The organism is Phytobacter sp. V91 (assembly GCF_965644225.1).
Taxonomy (GTDB): Bacteria; Pseudomonadota; Gammaproteobacteria; order Enterobacterales; family Enterobacteriaceae; genus CBFFRJ01.
In genome coordinates, this window is sequence record NZ_CBFFRJ010000009.1 from 27,097 (window position 1) to 46,458 (window position 19,362).

At 56.2% G+C, this 19,362-nt stretch carries 18 protein-coding genes; 7 read left to right on the top strand and 11 right to left on the bottom strand.

Translation table 11 applies throughout. The annotated features are described in order from the left end of the window. Positions 1-2: 2 nt before the first annotated feature. From ACSZO4_RS03200 to ACSZO4_RS03210, 3 genes are all read right to left on the bottom strand, one after another. On the bottom strand, positions 3-470 hold the full coding sequence (locus ACSZO4_RS03200) for a MarR family transcriptional regulator (RefSeq protein WP_437887399.1): 468 nt from the start codon (positions 468-470) through the stop codon (positions 3-5). 112 nt (positions 471-582) lie between these two features. After that, positions 583-885 (bottom strand): BrnA antitoxin family protein, encoded by a 303-nt coding sequence (locus tag ACSZO4_RS03205; RefSeq protein WP_437887400.1) that lies wholly within the window; start codon positions 883-885, stop codon positions 583-585. A 154-nt stretch (positions 886-1,039) separates the two neighbouring features. After that, on the bottom strand, positions 1,040-1,933 hold the full coding sequence (locus ACSZO4_RS03210) for a LysR family transcriptional regulator (RefSeq protein ID WP_437887401.1): 894 nt from the start codon (positions 1,931-1,933) through the stop codon (positions 1,040-1,042). An 86-nt stretch (positions 1,934-2,019) separates the two neighbouring features. Here ACSZO4_RS03210 and ACSZO4_RS03215 point away from each other — a divergent pair, with 86 nt between their 5' ends. Next, positions 2,020-2,796: an NAD(P)H-dependent oxidoreductase gene (locus ACSZO4_RS03215; RefSeq protein ID WP_437887402.1), complete on the top strand. Its 777-nt coding sequence runs from the start codon at positions 2,020-2,022 to the stop codon at positions 2,794-2,796. 61 nt (positions 2,797-2,857) lie between these two features. On the opposite strand, the gene ACSZO4_RS03220 is transcribed toward ACSZO4_RS03215, so the two are convergent. The 5 genes from ACSZO4_RS03220 to ACSZO4_RS03240 form a co-directional block, all read right to left on the bottom strand. Beyond that, positions 2,858-3,058: a hypothetical protein gene (locus tag ACSZO4_RS03220; RefSeq protein WP_437887403.1), complete on the bottom strand. Its 201-nt coding sequence runs from the start codon at positions 3,056-3,058 to the stop codon at positions 2,858-2,860. A gap of 5 nt (positions 3,059-3,063) precedes the next feature. Next, positions 3,064-3,393 carry a helix-turn-helix domain-containing protein gene (locus tag ACSZO4_RS03225; RefSeq protein WP_437887404.1) on the bottom strand — a complete coding sequence of 110 codons (330 nt, stop codon included), beginning with the start codon at positions 3,391-3,393 and terminating at the stop codon, positions 3,064-3,066. A gap of 132 nt (positions 3,394-3,525) precedes the next feature. Continuing rightward, positions 3,526-4,575 carry a DUF1176 domain-containing protein gene (locus tag ACSZO4_RS03230; RefSeq protein ID WP_437887406.1) on the bottom strand — a complete coding sequence of 350 codons (1,050 nt, stop codon included), beginning with the start codon at positions 4,573-4,575 and terminating at the stop codon, positions 3,526-3,528. 137 nt (positions 4,576-4,712) lie between these two features. Next, positions 4,713-5,318 (bottom strand): ATP-dependent Clp protease proteolytic subunit, encoded by a 606-nt coding sequence (locus ACSZO4_RS03235; protein WP_437887407.1) that lies wholly within the window; start codon positions 5,316-5,318, stop codon positions 4,713-4,715. 98 nt (positions 5,319-5,416) lie between these two features. Further along, positions 5,417-5,584 (bottom strand): DUF1127 domain-containing protein, encoded by a 168-nt coding sequence (locus ACSZO4_RS03240; RefSeq protein ID WP_437887408.1) that lies wholly within the window; start codon positions 5,582-5,584, stop codon positions 5,417-5,419. A gap of 176 nt (positions 5,585-5,760) precedes the next feature. On the opposite strand from ACSZO4_RS03240, the gene ACSZO4_RS03245 reads away from it, so the two are divergent. Continuing rightward, the gene (locus tag ACSZO4_RS03245; RefSeq protein ID WP_437887409.1) at positions 5,761-7,179 is read left to right on the top strand and encodes a PLP-dependent aminotransferase family protein; all 1,419 of its coding nucleotides are present in this window, start codon (positions 5,761-5,763) and stop codon (positions 7,177-7,179) included. 83 nt (positions 7,180-7,262) lie between these two features. Here ACSZO4_RS03245 and foxA read toward each other — a convergent pair whose 3' ends face one another. Then, entirely contained in the window at positions 7,263-9,362 is a 2,100-nt protein-coding gene (foxA, locus tag ACSZO4_RS03250) for a ferrioxamine B receptor FoxA (protein ID WP_437887410.1), read from the bottom strand. 174 nt (positions 9,363-9,536) lie between these two features. Continuing rightward, positions 9,537-10,493 carry a helix-turn-helix transcriptional regulator gene (locus ACSZO4_RS03255; protein ID WP_437887411.1) on the bottom strand — a complete coding sequence of 319 codons (957 nt, stop codon included), beginning with the start codon at positions 10,491-10,493 and terminating at the stop codon, positions 9,537-9,539. A 385-nt stretch (positions 10,494-10,878) separates the two neighbouring features. Between ACSZO4_RS03255 and ACSZO4_RS03260 the strand changes: the two genes are divergently transcribed. The 5 genes from ACSZO4_RS03260 (at position 10,879) to ACSZO4_RS03280 (ending at position 18,460) form a co-directional block, all read left to right on the top strand. After that, complete coding sequence (locus ACSZO4_RS03260) at positions 10,879-11,454, top strand: TetR/AcrR family transcriptional regulator (RefSeq protein ID WP_437887412.1); 576 nt, start codon at positions 10,879-10,881, stop codon at positions 11,452-11,454. A gap of 153 nt (positions 11,455-11,607) precedes the next feature. Next, entirely contained in the window at positions 11,608-12,729 is a 1,122-nt protein-coding gene (locus ACSZO4_RS03265) for an efflux RND transporter periplasmic adaptor subunit (protein WP_437887413.1), read from the top strand. Beyond that, positions 12,729-15,836 carry an efflux RND transporter permease subunit gene (locus ACSZO4_RS03270; protein WP_437887414.1) on the top strand — a complete coding sequence of 1,036 codons (3,108 nt, stop codon included), beginning with the start codon at positions 12,729-12,731 and terminating at the stop codon, positions 15,834-15,836. The genes ACSZO4_RS03265 and ACSZO4_RS03270 overlap by 1 nt, the downstream gene beginning before the upstream one ends. Positions 15,837-15,838: 2 nt before the next feature. Then, on the top strand, positions 15,839-17,203 hold the full coding sequence (locus ACSZO4_RS03275; RefSeq protein WP_437887435.1) for an efflux transporter outer membrane subunit: 1,365 nt from the start codon (positions 15,839-15,841) through the stop codon (positions 17,201-17,203). 96 nt (positions 17,204-17,299) lie between these two features. Next, on the top strand, positions 17,300-18,460 hold the full coding sequence (locus ACSZO4_RS03280; RefSeq protein WP_437887415.1) for a multidrug effflux MFS transporter: 1,161 nt from the start codon (positions 17,300-17,302) through the stop codon (positions 18,458-18,460). On the opposite strand, the gene ACSZO4_RS03285 is transcribed toward ACSZO4_RS03280, so the two are convergent. Then, the gene (locus tag ACSZO4_RS03285; protein WP_437887416.1) at positions 18,457-19,350 is read right to left on the bottom strand and encodes a MurR/RpiR family transcriptional regulator; all 894 of its coding nucleotides are present in this window, start codon (positions 19,348-19,350) and stop codon (positions 18,457-18,459) included. The two genes, ACSZO4_RS03280 and ACSZO4_RS03285, sit on opposite strands and share 4 nt — an antisense overlap. Positions 19,351-19,362: the final 12 nt, after the last annotated feature.

Genomic DNA, 19,362 nt, shown 5'->3' on the forward strand with positions numbered 1-19,362 from the left:
ATTTATTGAGTCTTGTTATCTTCACTACGCATCAGGCGTAAATTGCAGGCGATTTGGTTCAGGGTGGCGCTGAAGATATCCATATTTTCAGCCGGGATGTTTTGTGATGCCCGTTGCTGACAGGTCTCAATCACGCTGGTGATTTTCTCCAGCATCACCCGCCCTTCAGCAGTCAGAGTGAGCAGGCGAATACGCCTGTCGTACGGCGATGTGCTACGCACAATCAGCCCCAGGGTTTCGAGTTGCGTGAGGGTGCGCATCAGCGGCGGCAGTTCAATGCCCTGAACCTCGGCCAGCTCGCTCACCGACACATTATCTCCCAGTTGACGAAGCTGCATCAGCACTGTCCAGCCTGACTGCGTCAGTCCGGTATCGGCCAGCGCATGATCAATAGTTGCACGCCACTGGCGCACAAGCATTGCCATACGCATCCCCAGCGGACGGCGGGCAAAGAGTTCATCTTCAGTCACAGGAGGCTCCTCTTTAAGCAATGAGGAGGATAATAGTTACCATGGTAACTATCAAGAAACAGCGATCGGAAAGAGCATGGAATGTGAAAAGGCCAGCGCAGCGTGGCCCGGATTATTTCTTGTTCAGGTCGCGCAGCATGGCCTCACGTAAAATAGCGTTCAGCCGCGTCTGATAGCCTTTGCCAGGCCGTTTCAGCCACGCCATCACATCGGCATCAATACGCACGGAGGCCTGGGTTTTCAGTGGGCGATAAAATTTTCCCCGTTCCGCTTCAGACCACTGCGTATCTTCTGTTGCGGGGAGATCGCCGTAGTCGATTTCATCATCAGGTTTATTGGCCAGCGCATCCAGTTCTGCCTCACGCCGGGCATCACGAGCAAGTGTTTCGCCGCGTTTATGTTTAACCATGCTCATATCGATTCCTCTCCTTTCTGCCAGCCTTGCGTGCCATTCAAACTCCGTCGGCATAGTGTATCCTCCCTTTTTGTATATACAAAAAAGAATATACAAAAAAGCTCAAAATACACACGAAAATAAGGTCTGGCTCAGCAAAAAATGGAAGGCGGATTCAGAAAACGTCCACCAGTTGCTGCCTGAGCCATTGATGCGCGGGGTCACGATGCAGGCGCTCATGCCAGAGCATCAGCATATCAAAGCCGGGTAGCGGCAGCTGCGGCTCCACCACCTGCAATTGCGTGTTGTTCTTCACCAGACGTTCCGGCAGCACCGCCACCAGGTCGCTGTTCGCCAGGGTCTCGAGCATAAACAGGAAATGCGGAACTGACAGCACCACCTTTCTTTTGAGACCGCTTCTGGCCAGAACCTCATCCGTCATCGCGCTGAAGCCACCGCCATCGGGGGAGACAATCACATGCTCCAGTTTGCAAAATTGAGCAAGCGTCAGGCGGCGTTTTAACGCTGGGTGATTCAACCGTCCGGCCAGCACATAACGTTCGCTAAACAGCAGCCGCTGATGCAAAGAAGCCGGAGAACCCTCGCGAAGATGGAAGATCAGATCGACATCGCCCTGCTCCGCCTGACGTAAAATCCGCGAAGGATTGAGTTCAAGTATCGCCAGCCGGGTGTCGGGGGCTGCGCTGCGCAGACGATTCAGCGCAGGCAGCACCACCACTGACTCGGTGTAATCGGTCGCCACAACGCGCCAGGTGTTGTCGGCGTGTAGAGGGTCAAAGACACCGCCCGTTGATACAGCCCCTTCCAGTGCCTCCAGCGCACGACGCAGTGGCGCACGCAATTCGTCTGCCCGCGCTGTTGGTTGCATCCCACGTGGACCCGGCAGCAGCAGGGGATCGGCAAAAATTTCCCGCAAACGGCCAAGTTGCACGCTTACCGAAGGCTGGGACAGATTCAGACGCTGCGCTGCCCGGGTAACATTCAGTTCGCTCAGCAGCACATCCAGCGTCGCCAGCAGATTCAAATCAATTTGCCTGAAATTAACCATAACTATACCTGAATTATCAGCAATTAATTTCTACTATACCCAGGAGCTGCCTATTGTGAAGAGACATTCTCTCACCGGTACAAACGATGAATATTTTAATTGTTGCAGCTTATCCTAACGCGCACTCCCTGAACGCTGCGCTCAATACTTTTGCCATTCAGCATCTGGAAAATGCGGGCCATCAGGTGCAGGTTTCCGACCTTTACGCCATGCAATGGAAATCGCAACTGGATGCGAATGACAGCCAGGCCTCTCCCGTTGGTGAGTTTTACCATCCCTCCCTCGACTCGAAATATGCATTTGAGCACGGCACACAGAGCGCCGATATCACCCGTGAACAGGAAAAATTACGCCAGGCAGATGCGGTTATTTTCCAGTTTCCGCTCTGGTGGTTTTCAATGCCTGCCATCATGAAGGGTTGGTTTGATCGGGTGTATGCCTGCGGTTTTGCCTACGGCGTGGGTGAACATAGCGAGACGCACTGGGGGGATCGTTACGGTGAAGGGAAACTCGCGGGCAAACGGGCCATGCTGCTGGTCACCACCGGCGGCTGGGCGTCCCATTACGGCCCGCGCGGAATTAACGGGCCAATGGATGACATCCTGTTTCCCATTCAGCACGGCATGCTGTTTTATCCCGGCTTTACGGTGCTGCCGCCGATGGTGATTTACCACACCAGCAAAATGACCGAGGAGAAATTTGCCGCCCATTGTGCGGAGCTTGCCGGGCGACTGGACAGCTTATGGCAGACGGAACCTGTCCCCTTCCGCCAGCAAAATGCTGGGGATTACAGCATTCCTGCACTCACCTTGCGTTCGGATATCGCCCCTGACGCAAGCGGCTTTGGGATACATGTGCGGTGATGCGGTAGCCTTTAAAGGTTAAAGGCAGGAGCCATGCGCTCCTGCTCACTGCGCGAAATCATCAGGCTTGCGGCGACGGCTCGCCGGAATAGAGTTCAAGATCGGGGTCGATTTTCAACGCACCCGGCGCGATCAGCCATGCTTCATCATAGCGAAAGCTAAAATGTTCGCCGCTACGTATAGCATCCGAGCGCAAATTTCCGATACAGGCAGGATGTTGATAGTCCTCCCAGTCGGCATACACCCACACATCCGTCGCCATCTTCGCTATTCTCCCTTCTTCCTGAGCAGTTCAATATCCTGCAATTTGCGGCCCAGCTCATCATCCCTGGCAACCCCCAGTAAATCATCGACCAGGCCCAGCACCGCCAGCACCGAAACGTAATGCCCGATGGCAACGCTGGCATCGCCCTGCTCAATTTTACGAATGGTCATACGGCTTAATCCGGTGCGCTCGGCAATCCTCGTCTGCGTGAGTTTTCTACGCTTACAGGCAAGCTTGATGTTTTCACCCAGTTGCAAAAGAACTTTTTGATGGCGAGGAAAAACAACCGGACTGCGTTTTTCTGCGATACCCATAGCTACTACACTTACCAATAGTTACCTTTTTGGTAATTATAGTGTTCAATTAAACCCGGGTAAAGTTTATACATTTCAAAAAAATGGCATATCTGCTTACCAAATTACCCATATATGGATAGCAGAGATGCCATTATTGCAAAACGGGTTTTATTCCGGCTCTTTTACCTGGGCCACAAATGACGGGAGATCCCAGGTGCCGCCCGCGCGAATATAGCGGCACATGCCGGTGGAAGACTGACTGCTCCGGGCAAAGGCTTTGCCATCCCACACCCATTCAGAAGAAGCCCAGCAATCACCAATGCCACGACCGCGCTGGCCCAGCGAAATCAGACCATCGCTGTAATCTGAGGCAGAATCCGTGACCAGCACCGGCGTAGCCTGCATTTTGCTGTCGGTCACCCAGAAACCATAGCCTTCGTTATAGGCCGCCCGCCAGCAGAGGGCAGAAATAAGCACCTGATCGCCACTGAGCGGCGTCAGCGTGATGTCATTATCGCCCTCTTCCGCTGTTTCATCCGGCGTTTGCAGGCGATCGCAGCCGCTGTCTTTGCCAAGAGTAGCGATAAGCTTCGGCTTCAGTGCCGCCACTTCCACGGCATTCAGCACGCGTTCCGGGGTATCGCTGACTCTTGCTGCGTTGATAACCGGCGGCGCCACGGCAGCGGCCACGCTGCTTTCTGGTTTATCGCCTTTTTTGATAAGCGCGCCCGGCGTGCCGACACGTCCCTGCACATCGTCCATTTTCAACAATACCGCCGTCGCGCCATCGCCGGAGAGGACAAAAGGCTTCGCATCGCCCTTAAATTCCACGTTGCCGCTGCCTTTAACTGCGCTAATCAATGCCGCGGTCTGGGCTTGGGAGAGACGCCAGGTATCGCTGTCCTGAGCTTCCACTTCCCCCTGCTCCGCCCCGTCAATCCACAGGGTGAGTTTGGGCTGCGGTGCTGTTTCATCGCTTTCCATTTCCGCCAGCACAACGTCGGCGGTGACAGGAGCGTCAGCCCCCGCTTTTCGCGTCAGCAACACCGAACCGCTGGCCTCTTCTTCCTGACTGTAACCAGCCGCGCGGCAGGTCAGGGTGTTGTCGCACACCACTTCCCAGTTCTTGTGGTTAAAAGCGGTGCCGCTGTTGTCCGCAAGCACCGGCGCACTGACCGTCGCCATCATCACCAATGCGGCTTTATAACTATTATTCATGCCGTTTCTCCGTAATCAGAATCATCGACAGTGTGAATAAAATCGGCCGTGCGGAAAAGTGAATTTTTGAGGATAAGCAGAGGAAAAAACGTTGATTTTTGCCCCCGCCTGATGGGCGAGGGCAGCGGGCAGATAAATCAGTCCAGATTCAGCTCTTCATAGCTTTTGACCACGCGGGAAACGATTCCATAATCAATGGCTTCCTGCGGGTTCATCCAGTAATTGCGATCCGTATCCTGTTCCACTTTTTCGACCGTCTGGCCGGTCGCATCGGCGATAAGACGGTTAACGCGATCGAGCATGCGAATGATCTCTTTCGCTTCGATCTCAATGTCGCTGGCCTGACCGCGAACGCCGCCCAGAGGCTGGTGGATCATAAAGCGGGTATTCGGCAGCGCGTAGCGATGCTCTTTTTTCGCCGCGAGTAAAATAGTGATCCCGGCGCTGGCGACCCAGCCGGTGCCAATCACATGCACTTCCGGCTTGATAAACTTGATGATGTCGTGAATGGTGTCCGCCGCTTCAACATGGCCGCCCTGGCTGTTGATATAGATCTTGATAGGCTTGTCACTAATGCCCTGCAACAGCAGAAGCTGGGTGACCACTTTCTCGGTCAGCGTCTGGTTGATTTCACCGGAGATGATAATAGAGCGCGAATCCAGCAGTTTTTGCTGCATCAGTTGCGTCACATTGCCGCCCTCGTTCTCTTTTTTCTCGTCGTCCTTACCGCCCATATAATGCATGTTGTGTCCCCTGTACCTGTAATGGTGATGGCATTAAGCATAGTTTACGCCAGAAAAGGCGGAACATAACAAGATGTTATCTCCGCGCTTTGGGGGGATCAACAACCAAGGTCATGACGGGTTAAACCCACGTCTTTTAATTGCTCATCGCTTAAGCGTAACAATGCCTTACGGGTACGGTATCGCAGCCATTTTTGCCCCAGCCAGTTCCAGCTGTGCACGAACAGTAAAAATGGTCGTTTTGGTCGATTTTCAAAGAATTCCATCGCGTCTCTCCTCATCTTCGCAGAGCCTTATCTTCGCCGGAATTCACCATGACAATACAGACCCAGAAAACACTTTTCTTTAACATACAGATCGGCTAAAAATAACTCTGCATGGCTAAATACAGGCTTTTCTGTACTGGTTTAAAAATCTGTATGGTGACAATTGGGGATACAGAATGACACGTTATGAACATCTGGCCACCTTACTGGCCGAACGTATTGAGCAGGGGCTGTATCGTCACGGTGAAAAATTACCTTCCGTGAGAAATCTCAGCCAGGAACATGGCGTCAGCATTAGCACCGTCCAGCAAGCCTATCAGGTGCTGGAAAATCTCCAGCTGATTCGCCCCCAGCCGCGTTCGGGCTATTTTGTTGCCCCCCGCAAGGCTCAGCCGCCGGTCCCCTCCATGTCGCGCCCGGTCCAGCGCCCGGTTGAAGTGACCCAGTGGGATGAAGTGTTAACGCTTCTTGAGGCCCGGGGCGATCGTGAGATCACTAATTTCGGTGGTGGCTCGCCGGATGTCACCCAGGCGAGCCTGAAGCCGCTGTGGCGTGAAATGAGCCGCCTGGCTCAGCACAACGTGATGGATGTGCTGAGCTACGATCCGCTGGCCGGGCAGCATGAACTGCGCACGCAAATTTCCCGCCTGATGCTCGACGGCGGATCCGTTGTTGATCCCGACGATATTGTTATCACCAACGGCTGCCATGGCGCACTGGCCCTTGCTCTGCTCGCAGTCTGTAAACCCGGTGATATTGTCGCCGTCGAATCCCCTTCGTTTTACGGCACCATGCAGTTGCTGCGTGGATTTGATATCAAGGCCATTGAGATCCCGACAGATCCACAAACCGGGATCAGTATTGAAGCGCTGGAAATGGCGCTGGAGCAGTGGCCGATCAAAGGGGTGATCCTCGTCCCTAACTGCAATAACCCGCTGGGATTTATCATGCCCGAGGCGCGTAAGAAAGCAGTGCTGGCCCTGGCCCAGCGCCACGATATCGTGATTTTTGAGGACGATATTTATGGCGAGCTGGCATGTGAATACCCTCGCCCGCGGACCATTAAGTCTCTGGATATCGATGGCCGGGTGCTGCTGTGCAGTTCGTTTACCAAGACGGTAGCGCCTGGCCTGCGGGTTGGCTGGATTGTGCCGGGTCGCTATCGTGACCGGGTGCTGCATATGAAATATGCCGCTATCGGCACGAATGTTCCCTCCACCCAACTGGCGGTGGCGGCGTTTATCCGTGACGGGCATTATCATCGCCACCTGCGGCGGATGCGCCAGATTTATCAGCAGCACATGGAAACTTACACCTGCTGGGTGCGCCAGTATTTTCCTTGCGAGATCTGTGTTACCCGTCCGCAGGGCGGCTTTATGCTGTGGATTGAACTGCCGGAAACCGTTGATATGCTCTGCGTGTCGCGCCAGCTCTGCCGCATGAAGCTGCAAATCGCCCCCGGCTCTCTGTTCTCAGCCTCGGGTAAATACCGTAACTGTCTGCGCATTAACTGCGCCATGCCGCTTTGCAACAGCAACCGGGAAGCGATTCAGAGAGTGGGTGAAGCAGTACATATTGCGATGGAAGAGAGCTGAGAGTTGAGTTTTGCGTCGTCTGCTCCCCTCACCCAAGGGCGAGGGGGTTTGCCGTGCCCATTTTTTAACAATGGGCCGCTTTATCAGAACGCGTAAGAGACACTGCCCACAATGCTGCGCTCGGCGCCAAAGTAGCAGTAAGACAGGGAGTTACAGGCGGCAATGTAGCGCTTATCGGTCAGGTTATTGACGTTAACCTGCGCGCTCAGTCCTTTCAGCCCGACATTGCTCAGGTCGTACCCCACGGCCATATCCACCAGCGTATAGGACGGCAGGGTATGGGTGTTCTGGCGATCGGAGGTAATGCCGTTCACGTAACGCACGCCGGACCCAACGGTCAGACCGCTCAGCGGGCCGCTCTTCACATCGTAGCTCAGCCATGCGCTGGCCTGGTTACGCGGCGCATAGACAGCACGTTTACCCTGCTCTTCCGGGCTGCTCTTCTTATAACGAATATCGGTGTAGGTATAGGCTGCCTGGAGACGCAGGTTATCCGTTAACTGACCCACGGCTTCAAGCTCCACACCTTCAGATTCAATTTCGCCAATCGAACGGTACGGATCGGTTGGCTCCTCTTTGGTGGCGATATTTTCCTGATTGATGCGGAATACCGACGCGCTGTACATCGCCTGCATCCCTTCCGGTTCAAACTTCAGCCCGGCTTCCCACTGCTTACCCTTCATCGGCTCGAGTATTTTGCCGTTCTCATCGGTAAAGCTGGTCGGTGTGAAGGCGGTGGAATAACTCACATAAGGCGCAACTCCGTTATCGAACAGATACAACAGCGCCGCACGGCTGCTGAAGTGGCCTTTGTCGAGGGTGTCGCTGGTGTCGTTCAGCTTATTGACGTTGGTGACTTTCACCTGGTCATGACGGCCGCCCAGCGTCAGACGCCAGTTGTTCAGCGACATCTGATCCTGCACATAGATCCCGGTCTGTTCCAGCTTGTGTTTCTCGCGGCTGTACATGGTGATGTAGTCCGGATCCGCGCCATAGATCGGGTTGAAGGCATCAATCGCCGGGAAGCCGCCGTAATAGCCGGTGGTGTTATTGCTACGACGCTGGTAGTCCACACCCAGCAGCACACGGTGGTTCACTATGCCGGTGTCGATACTGCCATCCAGCTGGTTATCCACCGTGATGGCATTCATCTTCTCATCAGAGCCGGAATAACCACGGTTCAGTTCCGTGTCGTTCAGCCAGCCTGCCGCATACACCTGATTCAGGTTCACTTTGGTGTGCAGATAACGCAGTTTCTGACGAACGGACCAGCCGTTATCGAAACCATGTTCAAAGTTATAACCGACCATATTTTCACGACGATCGTATTTGTCGTAATCGTCTTCCCCTTCAAAGAAGGTATTGGAGACTTTTTTACCCGCATGCGAAACCACCGTGCCCTCATACGGCAGACCAGAGTGGCTGCCGCCTTCCGGATCGCGGTGCAGATAGGCCATCAGATCCAGACGCGTCTTGTCGGTAATACGCCAGGTCAGACTTGGCATCAGGGCATAACGTTCTTCTTTGAGCTTATCAAACTGGGAGTCCGCGTAACGGGTCATCCCGCTCAGGCGCACGGCCACACGCTCGTCATCATCCACCGGGCCGGTGACATCAAAAGCCGCACCGCGCTGGTTATTAGTACCGGCAAACAGTTTGACCTCGCCACCGGCATCAAAGGATGGCTTACGCGAGTTCAGCGCCACAATACCGCCCGGTGAGGAGCGTCCGTAGAGTACCGAGGCCGGGCCACGCACCACTTCAACGCTGTCGAGGAACCAGGGATCCACCACCAGCGAACTGTGCGAGTTGGTATCGCCCATCATTTTCAGCCCGTCCAGATAGATGTTATCCAGACTGCCGTCAGAAAAACCACGCATCACGATGTAATCAAAGCGGTTAGAGGCGCCAATCTGATTGGCATACACCCCTGGCGTGTAAGTAACGGCCTGGCGGACGCTGGTTGCGCCCTGCTCTTCAAACTGCTGACGCGTAACGATGGAAACAGATTGTGGCGTCTCGATATCCGGCGTTGCCAGTTTGGTGGCGCCGCTCTGCATTTGCGAGGTGACCACGACCGTATCGTTCGGGGTCGATGAGGTGGTGTCCTCAGCATAAACCATCAGGCTGGATCCACCCGTAATACAGCCAATCATTAGCGCCAGCCGCGTTTTTGCGAACATGAAAATCTCCAGAAGCCGTTATTATTGTAAATAAGAATTATTACCCTTTTCCCATTATCCACAGCTATGCGCAATGCCAGGACGCGTATGCCTGATGCCAAACTGCATCACAACAGGGGAACTTTCAGCTACACAGCGGGTAAAAGCGGTGATTTCCCGGATAAAATGCGGGGGTTAACAGGCCGCCCTGACATCGCTCGGAGCAATACCATAGCGGCGACGAAAGGCAGTGGAAAAGTTGGTGGCGTGCTGATAACCCGACATCCAGGCCGCCTGCTGCACGCTGTAGCCCTGGGCCAGATAGCGACGAGCCTGCTCAAGGCGGCAGTCACGCAGATAATCAAAAACGGAGTGTCCATAGGCCTGGCGGAACTTGACCCGCAGACTGCTGCTGCTCATGGCCGCCAGTTGAGCAAGCTCGTTGAGGGTGTACTCTTTTTCGGGCTGCTGCTCCAGCAAGCGGCGCACCGTCTCCAGACGCTGATGTTCGCTGCCAGGAGAGAGATGCCGCGCCGCATGGCCTTCCAGCCGGTGAGCAAGACCCTGCCCAAGCAGCTGCAACATCACCCCTTCCAGCATCAGCTGCCGTGATAACCCCGGCACGCCCGACTGCTGGGTGTATTGCAATCCGGAGAGTAAAAAGCCCGGCACCTGCCATAAGAAGGTCGGCGATCCGCTGCTTTCCCATTGCTGGAGCAGCGCCGAAAGTAACGGCGATTGCCAGCAATTGTACGGATCGACGCCCAACGAGAGCGTACGTAAATGGTGATCGGCAAGATGGCTGGCGTTCATCACCTGCCGCTCGTCCAGCCTTGAGGTAAAGGCCATACCGGAGCGCACCACAAACTCCTGGCCGCTCAGGCGCAGCATCACGCTGCCTTCGAGTACCACCAGCATATAGAGCGGGCAGCTGTGCAAAGATGTGGTGTCATAAGGTTGCAGTACGCGGATGTCAGAGCTGGTCAGGTTGAGGCCGGAAGAGAGCGCGATCTCTTCCACATCGCCCTGAATAACAATGCATTTTTCTTTAGTGACGTCACGGGTTTGCGACAGAGAGGGAAAGCGATAGTCAATGCCGTAGCGTTCGCCAAACACGATAAAATCATCGACGGAAAAGTGTTTTTTTTGCATAAGCAGGTAACCGTTGCGATCCTGTTCAGCATTCCTGAGGAACGCTCTGTAAAGCGCGTTACACCTTACCATTGCCACTTAAGCGCCGCAATAATACTGAGAACTATTCTCACTATCAGCCTGGCATCTGCAAGGTTTCTCTCTTCCAGAAAAAAAGAACAGAATGCAAAAATATCTCAGCCGTATTATTTTAATAATGATATTCCAGGTATCCTGAAATATATTTCCTTAATTTCACCGCAACCTTCTCCACTATTTCTCCACAATATGGACTTTTGTAAATCCATATTATCTCCGCAGAAAAAGGTTCCTCTTTACGCCAGAATTGTTTTATTCTTCTCGCCTCTGAGAACGATCATTCTCAAACTTATTCCACGGAGTCGACATGCAACCTAAAGTCTCGCAGCAGGAACGCCATCAAATCCGTCAGGATGAGATCATTGCCGCTGCCCGGCACTGCTTTCGCGCCAGCGGTTTTCACGCGGCCAGCATGTCGCAAATCGCCCTTGAGGCTCAGCTCAGCGTTGGGCAGATCTATCGCTACTTCAGCAATAAAGACGCCATTATTGAAGAGATGATCCGCCGTATCATCGACTACCGTATTGCCGAAATGGAAGGCAACACCCAGACCCAACTCTTCCCGCAGGTACTGGCCTGGCGGCAGACGCTCAACCAGGATGACGACGCGCTGATGCTGGAAGTGGCCGCCGAAGCCACGCGTAATCCGCGGGTGGAAGCGATGATGACGGAAGCGGATGCCCGCATGTATGAGAACGCCTGCGCCCATCTGAAAAAAACGCATCCCCACCTTGATGATGAACGTGTGCGCTGCTGTGTGGAAATCATGGCGGTGTTAATGGAAGGCACGATGTTTCGTCGCCTCACTCCGCAAAAATGCGACCCGACACAATTACATAAGATGTATCAGGACATAATACAAATGCTGTTTACTGACCAGTAATCTTAATTCAACGAATTTCAGACAGTGCCTGCTTTGCACTGCCTGCCATCATTTTCGCCAGCGGCGAAAGTGACGTATGACTATTGGGAAATAATCGTTAAAACCGCCTTTGCTTTATCAATGGGCAGGCCTTTTACACGCCAGGAAAATATAATGAAGTTAATAAAAACCACCCTTGTGGCCTTATTCGCGCTGACCGCCTGCGATAATGCCACACCACCTGCACAACAATCCGCGCCCCCGCAAGTCGGCATCGTCACGCTGAAAACGCAGCCGCTGCCCATTGTCAGCACCCTGACCGGGCGCACCGCGGCGGCCCTTACCGCCGAAGTGCGCCCGCAGGTCAGCGGCATCATTCAGAAGCGTCTGTTTAACGAAGGAGATACGGTAAAAGCCGGGCAGGCGCTCTACCAGATTGATCCGTCGAGCTACCAGGCGGCCTTTGATGAAGCCGATGCCGCCCTGAAACAGGCGCAAGCGCTGGTGACATCCGACTGCCAGAAGGCTCGCCGCTATGCACTGCTGGTAAAAGACAACGGCGTGTCGCAACAGGACGCCGATGATGCCAAATCCACCTGCGCGCAGGACACCGCCAGCGTCAGCGCCAAACAGGCTGCGCGCGAGAGTGCCCGTATCAACCTCAACTGGACCCGGATCGCATCGCCGATTGCCGGGCGCATTGGGATTTCATCCGTTACGCCAGGCGCGCTGGTTACCGCCGAACAAACCACGGCGCTTGCCACCGTGCGCGGCCTCGACACCATGTATGTTGACCTGACCCGCACCAGCGCAGACCTGCTGCAACTGCGCAAACAGGCCCTTTCCAGCAACGACAGCACGCTGTCGGTGACCCTGACGCTGGAAGATGGCAGCACCTACGCACAAACCGGCAGGCTGACGCTCACCGAAGTGGCGGTCGATGAATCCACGGGGTCCGTCACCCTGCGCGCCGTCTTCCCGAACCCGCAACAACAGCTGCTGCCGGGTATGTTTGTTCGTGCCCTCGTCAATGAAGGGGTGATGGATGACGCCATTCTCGCGCCGCAGCAAGGCATCACCCGCGACAGCAAAGGCAACGCCACCGCACTGGTGGTCAGTAAAGATAACAAGGTCGAACAACGCAGCGTCGAAACCAGCGACACCTACGGCGACAAATGGCTGGTGCTCAAAGGCCTGCAAAACGGCGACAAACTGATTGTCGAAGGCACCGACAAAGTCACACCGGGCACCTCGGTTAACGCCGTAGAAGTGCAGAATAACGGAGGCAATGCCTGATGTTCTCCAGCTTCTTCGTGCGTCGACCGGTCTTCGCCTGGGTGATAGCCATTCTGATTATGATGGCGGGGGTGCTGGCAATCCGCACCCTGCCCATCGCCCAGTATCCGGACGTTGCTCCGCCCTCGGTAAAAATCAGCGCCACCTATACCGGCGCGTCAGCACAGACCCTGGAAAACAGCGTGACCCAGGTGATTGAGCAACAGCTTACCGGTCTTGATAACCTGCTCTATTTCACCTCCACCAGCAGCTCCGACGGCCGGGTGGACATCACCGTCACCTTCGCCCAGGGCACCGACCCGGACACCGCCCAGGTTCAGGTACAGAACAAAGTACAGCAGGCGGAATCCCGCCTGCCGACTGAAGTGACCCAGTCCGGCGTAACGGTAGTGAAGTCCCAGAGCAACTTTCTGCTGATCATGGCGCTGTATGACACCAACGATCGCGCCTCCAGCTCCGACATTGCCGACTGGCTGGTCAGTAACGTGCAGGATCCTCTGGCCCGTGTGAGCGGTGTGGGGAGTCTGCAGGTGTTCGGCGCCGAATATGCCATGCGGATCTGGCTGGATCCGGACAAACTCGCCTCTTACTCCCTGATGCCTTCGGACGTGCAGTCCGCGATTGAAGCGCAGAACGTGCAGGTTTCGGCAGGTAAAATTGGCGCGCTGCCGGCATCAAACAATCAGCAACTGACCGCCACGGTACGGGCGCAGTCGCGCCTGCAAACCGTGGCGCAATTCAGAGATGTCATCGTCAAAAGCCAGAGCAACGGCGCAGTGGTGCGCGTGGGCGATGTGGCCCGCGTGGAAATGGGCAGTGAGGACTACTCGGCAATGGCTAAGCTCAACGGCCACCCCGCTGCGGGCCTGGCGGTCATGCTGGCGCCGGGGGCAAACGCGCTGGATACCGCGACCCTGGTGAAGGACAAAATCGCCGAATTTCGCCACAGCATGCCTCAGGGTTATGACATCGCTTACCCGAAAGACAGCACCGATTTTATTAAAATCTCCATCGAAGATGTGGTGCAAACGCTGATTGAAGCCATCGTGCTGGTGGTCTGCGTCATGTACCTGTTCCTGCAAAACATCCGCGCGACGTTAATCCCGGCGATGGCAGTCCCTGTTGTGCTGCTGGGCACCTTCGGGGTTCTGGCGCTGTTCGGCTACTCGATTAATACCCTGACGCTGTTTGCAATGGTACTGGCCATTGGCCTGCTGGTGGATGACGCGATTGTGGTGGTGGAAAACGTCGAGCGTATTATGCGCGACGAAGGGCTGCCCGCCCGTGAAGCCACCGAAAAATCGATGGGGGAAATCTCCGGCGCGCTGGTGGCGATTGCGCTGGTGCTCTCGGCGGTGTTCCTGCCGATGGCCTTCTTCGGCGGCTCCACCGGGGTGATTTACCGCCAGTTCTCAGTAACCATCATCTCCGCCATGACCCTCTCAGTGGTGGTTGCCCTGACCCTGACGCCAGCGCTGTGCGGCACGGTTATGCAGCACAGTACGCCTCATAAAAAGGGATTTTTCGGCGCATTTAACCGCTTTTACACCCGCACTGAACGCAAATACGAGCATCGGGTACTGCGTGTCCTGCGCCGTTCCTTCTCGGTGATGGCGACTTATGGCCTGCTGTGCGCAGCTATGGCTTTCGTGATGTGGCGACTGCCCGGCAGTTTCCTGCCGACCGAAGACCAGGGGTCGATTATGGTGCAGTTCACCCTGCCTGCCGGGGCCACCGCTCCCCGTACCGATGCGGTCGCCAAACAGGTGACCGACTGGTTCCTCACCAAAGAAAAAGCCAATACCGACGCCATTTTCACCGTCACCGGCTTTAGCTTTAGCGGCAGCGGGCAGAACGCCGGGATGGCCTTCGTCTCGCTAAAAAACTGGTCGCAGCGCAAAGGGGAAGAAAATACCGCGCAGGCCATTGCTCTGCGGGCCAGCCAGCAGCTGAGTACCATTCGTGATGCCAGTATTTTTGCCATGACGCCGCCCTCGGTGGACGGTCTGGGGCAGAGCAACGGTTTCACCTTTGAGCTACTGGCCAGTGGCGGCACCGATCGCGATCAACTGCTGAAGCTGCGTAACCAGCTCATTGGCGAGGCGACGAAAAGCGAGCAATTACATGCAGTGCGCGCCAACGATCTGCCGCAAATGCCGCAGCTCCAGGTGGACATCGACAGCAATAAAGCCGTCGCGCTCGGCCTGTCTCTCAGCGATGTCAGCGATACCCTCTCCAGCGCCTGGGGCGGGACCTACGTCAACGACTTTATCGACAGAGGTCGGGTGAAAAAAGTCTATATCCAGGGCGACAGCGAATTCCGCGCCGCGCCGTCGGATCTGAAAAAATGGTTTGTCCGTGGCAGCGACGACAGCATGACGCCATTCTCCTCTTTCGCCACCACCCACTGGGAATACGGTCCGGAAAGCCTGGTGCGCTACAACGGATCCGCCGCCTATGAAATTCAGGGGGAGAACGCCAGCGGGTTCAGCTCCGGGGTGGCGATGAGCAAAATGGAAAATCTTGCGGATAGCCTGCCCGCCGGCACAACCTGGGCCTGGAGCGGTTTGTCATTGCAGGAGAAGCTCGCCAGCGGCCAGGCCATGAGTCTGTACGCGCTGTCCATTATGGTGGTGTTCCTGTGCCTTGCCGCCCTCTATGAGAGCTGGTCGGTGCCGCTGTCAGTGATCCTGGTTATCCCTCTGGGCCTGCTGGGCGCCGCCCTGGCGGCGTGGATGCGTGATCTCAACAACGACGTGTATTTCCAGGTGGCGCTGCTAACCACCATCGGCCTGTCGTCAAAAAACGCCATTCTGATTGTCGAGTTTGCCGAAGCGGCAGTGCAGGAGGGTTACTCCCTGAGCCGTGCGGCACTGAGAGCCGCCCGTACCCGTCTGCGCCCCATCATGATGACCTCGCTGGCGTTTATCGCCGGGGTGCTGCCGCTGGCGGTCGCAACAGGCGCAGGAGCCAACAGCCGCGTTGCTATCGGGACCGGTATTATCGGCGGGACCCTGGCTGCGACCCTGCTCGCCATCTTCTTTGTGCCACTTTTCTTTGTGCTGGTGAAACGTCTGTTCGCCGGTAAACGTCAACGTCAGGAGTAATGATGTTTCGTATTAGTGTGTTAGTACTTGCTCTCCTGAGTGCGGGCTGTGTTTCCCTCGATCCGACGTATCAACGTCCAGAGGCTCCTGTTGCCGCGACCCTGCCCGGCGGCAGCGGCCAGGCCGATGCTGTGGCGACCGACTGGAAACAGGTGGTCAATGACCCTCGCCTGCAACAGGTGGTCAGCCTGTCGCTTAAACAAAACCGCGATGTGCAAAAAGCGATCGCCGACATGGATTCCGCCCGGGCGTTGTATGGCGAGCAACGGGCAGCGCTGTTCCCGACGCTGAATGCAGAACTGAGCACCACCCGCAGCCGAAGCGTCGCCAGCGGTATCACCTCCAGCGCCGAAGCCAGCGGCGCTGTCTCGAGCTTCGCGCTGGACTTGTTTGGCCGCAATCAGAGCCTGTCCCGCGCCGAGCGGGAAACCTGGCTTGCCAGCGAATACACCGCCCGGAACACCCGGCTGACGCTGGTCGGGGAAATCACCACCGCGTGGCTCACCCTCGCCGCAGACAACAGTAATCTGGCGCTGGCGCAGCAGACTCAGGCCAGCGCGCAAAACTCGCTGAAAATCGTGCAGCGCCAGCAGCAGGTCGGCGTGGCGGCCGCCACCGATGTCAGTTCCGCCACGGCGGTTTACCAGCAGGCGCGCGCCAGCGTTGCCAGTTACCAGACGCTGGTGGCGCAGGATATTAACGCCCTGAATCTGCTGGCAGGCACGACGGTGGCGCAAAACCTGTTGCCCGGCCCCCTGGAAAGCCTCGGCAAAGACAGCATCAGGCTAACTCCGGCTGGCGTCTCGTCGTCCATCCTGCTGCGTCGCCCGGATATTCAGGAAGCCGAGCACAACCTGAAAAGCGCCAATGCCGATATTGGCGCCGCAAGAGCCAACTTTTTCCCGTCGATTTCGCTGACCACCAGCGCCGGGGCGGGCAGTAATTCACTCTCCTCGCTCTTCAGCCACGGCATGAAAGTGTGGTCATTTGCGCCGTCCATCTCTCTGCCGCTGTTTACCGGTGGCAGTAATCTGGCGCAGTTGCGCTACGCCGAGGCGCAGAAAAAGGGGCTGATTGCCACTTACGAGAAGACCATTCAGAGCGCGTTTAAGGACGTTGCCGATGCCCTTGCCCGTCGCCAGACGCTGGACGAGCAGCTGGATGCCCAGCAGGAGTACGTTGCCGCAGAACAGAAGACGCTGGATATCGCTCAGCGTCAGTATCAGGCAGGCACCGGAGATTATCTGTCGGTACTGACCGCGCAACGTTCACTGTGGTCAGCGCAGGAGGGATTGATTTCACTGCAGCAGACGGACCTGGAAAATCGGGTGACCCTGTGGCAATCCCTGGGCGGCGGCGTGGGGTAAGTCTTTTCCCCCTCTCCCTCTAGGGAGAGGGCCGGGGTGAGGGGGAACAGGCCGCACTGCAGCTAAATTCCGTAACTAATAACAACGAGAATAACAATGCAAAAGCTGTCTTTTTCATACGCGCTGGTGCTCGGCTTGCTGACGGCGATTGGCCCGATTTGCACCGATCTTTACCTGCCTGCTTTGCCCGATATGACCCGGCAAATGGCAACCACCACCTCACTCACCCAACTCTCTCTGACGGCATCGCTGATTGGTCTCGGGCTGGGGCAACTGTGCTTTGGCCCGCTGAGCGACAGGCTCGGGCGCAAACGTCCCCTGCTGCTGTCGCTGGCCTTATTTATCGGCTCCTCGGTGCTTTGCGCCACCACCCGCGATATTCATCTGCTGATTTTATGGCGCTTTATTCAGGGCTTTTCCGGAGCGGGCGGGTCGGTGCTTTCACGCGCCATCGCCCGGGATAAATACTCCGGCACCCAGCTCACCCGCTTTTTCGCCCTGCTGATGACCGTCAATGGTATCGCCCCGGTTATCTCTCCGGTGCTCGGCGGTTATATCGCCGAAACCCTGCACTGGCGTGCGCTGTTCTGGACCATGGCTCTGGCGGGTGGCGGGCTGTTTGTGCTCAGTCTGACGGTGCTTAAAGAGACCCATCAGCCACAAAGCACCGCGGAAAGCATGCTCAGTACCACCAGGGCCGTCATCAAAAACCGTGATTTTCTTGGCTTCTGCTTCGTGCAGGCCTTTATGCTGGCGGGATTGTTCTCTTATATCGGCGCATCGTCATTCGTGCTGCAAAATGAGTACGGCATGAGCCCGATGCAGTTCAGCTTACTGTTTGGCATTAACGGTATTGGCCTTATCGTCTCCGCGCTTATCTTCTCGTCGCTGGCCCGTCGTGTCCCACAGGCGTTGCTGCTCAGACGCAGCCTGATCCTGGCGGTGTTAACAGCCCTGGCAACCTTTGCCTTTGCGCACAGTGGCTATCACACCCTGGCGCTTATCGGGCTGTTCTTCACCGTTGCGTTCAATAGCGGCGTCTGTACGCTTGCCGGATCTGCGGCCATGAACTGCGTCGACGCTCGCTATTCCGGCACCGCCTCGGCGCTGCTCGGCATGCTGATGTTTGTCTTCGGCGGTATTGCCACCCCGCTCTCAGGGCTGGGGGGCGAAGCAATGTGGAAAATGACGCTCGCCATTGCCCTCGCTTACAGCGCGGCGCTGGTTATCTATAGCCTCTCACGTCGGGCGCATTAAACCTTTTTGCCGCCCGGTTTTAGCCCCCGGTGGAACTCATTAATACGTTTCACCGTTTTGATCGCCCGCTGGGAGGTGGCGGAAGCCACGGACAAAATAATCATCTCCAGACACAGCAATACCGTGCCATGCAGCGGGATTTTGCCCTTTTCGCCGCCGCGCGGCACGTGAATAACCACATCCACTTCTTTGCTGAAACGGGAATCCAGCGCGTTGGTCAGCAAAATGGTGGGGATCCCCAGACGTTTGGTCTCTTTAAGGGTGGTCAGCCCTTCGCGGTGGGCGGATTTTTGCGCCATCATCACCAGCACATCTCCGCGTTGCAGGCTGATAAGCTGTTCAGCCAGACCGATGCCTGTGCGATTAAATGCCACCGCAGGCAAGCCCACGCGACTGAATAAGCGCGCGCTGTAGTCCGCGAGGATCCCCGAGGCGCCAATACCGAAAATCGCCACCTGGCGGGCGTCCACCAGCAGGGCCACCGCCTGGGCGATGGCGTAACGGTTCTGCGGTTGCGACAAGATTTCGCAGGTGTACTGATGCCCTTCCAGCACAAAATCGATACCGGAATTGACATCACAGGAGAGCGCCCCGACGGTGGTGCTCATCTTCTCCGCAGAGCTGGCCGAGGGACCAAACCACTGCTCCATGGTCTGTTTCAGGTCCCGCAGCCCGGCAAACCCCAGCGCCTGAATCGCCCTCACCACCGTGGCATCGGAGGTTTGGGTCGCGGCGGCGATTTCAATGGCCGTATGCTCCAGCACCACCTCCCGGTTTTCATGAATATAGCGCGCTACCGCCTGCAGACGCGGCGACAGTGACGGCGCCCGCGCCCGATAGCGTTCGCCATAGACATCCACCCGACTTTTGGCTTTCTTCGCATCCAGCATCAGTACATCCTT